The sequence below is a fragment of the Mesorhizobium sp. WSM4976 genome, assembly GCF_029625685.1.
In the GTDB taxonomy this organism is placed as follows: Bacteria; Pseudomonadota; Alphaproteobacteria; order Rhizobiales; family Rhizobiaceae; genus Mesorhizobium.
The window spans coordinates 1-1,037 of record NZ_JARTVT010000099.1; the positions used below are offsets into that span (position 1 = coordinate 1).

General features: G+C 62.4%; 1 protein-coding gene. It reads left to right on the forward strand.

Annotated elements, in window-relative coordinates; all coding sequences use genetic code 11:
- Nucleotides 1–88 precede the first annotated feature (88 nt).
- On the forward strand, nucleotides 89–1,037 hold a 949-nt coding region (locus P9272_RS35865), incomplete at its 3' end, for an IS481 family transposase (RefSeq protein WP_095770220.1).

Below are 1,037 nucleotides of genomic sequence, written 5' to 3' on the forward strand. Positions count from 1 at the left end.
CTAGGTGTGAGCTTTCGAGAGGTTGTCCATTCGGACCGGACCGAGGAGACTGGAGTTACCACGCTTCAGCATCCATCGGAGGGTCCGAATGAACATCCACAAGAATGCCCGTCTCACACCGCTGCGTCGAGAGGAGATGGCGTTATCGGTGATAGAAGGCGCTTTTTCCAAAGCCCATGCGGCGCGCGTCTATGGCGTGTCGGCCAAGATCGTGGCGCGCTGGGTCGAGCGCTATAAGACCAAAGGGCGGGCCGGCATGGTCGACCGCTCGTCGCGGCCCACCGTCATGCCGAGCCTGACCGAACAGTCCGTGGCCGAGCGCATCGCAGCCTTGCGTCGCCAGCGGCTGACCGGCAAGCACATCGCCCATGAGGTCGGCGTCTCGCCCGCCACCGTCAGCCGGGTTCTCAAGCGTGCCGGGCTGTCGCGGCTCAGGGATATCGAGCCGGCCGAACCGGTCCGGCGCTACGAGCGGGAGCATCCCGGCGAGATGATCCATATCGACATCAAGAAGCTCGGCCGCTTCAGCCAAGTCGGCCATCGTATCACCGGCGATCCGCAAAAGGGCAAGTCGCGCGGCGCCGGCTGGGAGTTCGTCCATGTCTGCATCGACGACGCGTCCCGCATCGCCTTCTCGCAAATCCTGCCCGACGAGAAAAAGGAGTGCGCCATCGCCTTCCTCAAGGCCGCGGTCGCCTATTACGCCAGCCTCGGCGTCACGATAGCCCGCGTCATGACCGACAACGGCTCCTGCTACAGATCAAAGGCCTTCGCCAAGGCCTGCCGCGATCTCGGCCTCAAGCACGTCACGACAAGACCCTATACGCCCAAGACCAATGGCAAGGCCGAGCGCTTCATCCAGACAGCACTGCGCGAATGGGCCTACGCCATTGCCTATCCGACATCCGATCATCGTGCCGCCGAACTGCCTGTCTGGCTGCACAGATACAATTGGCATCGTCCACATGGCAGCCTAAAGTCAAAAACGCCTATCAGTCGCCTCGCCCTGATCGAGGACAACCTGTTGAAGCTCCACA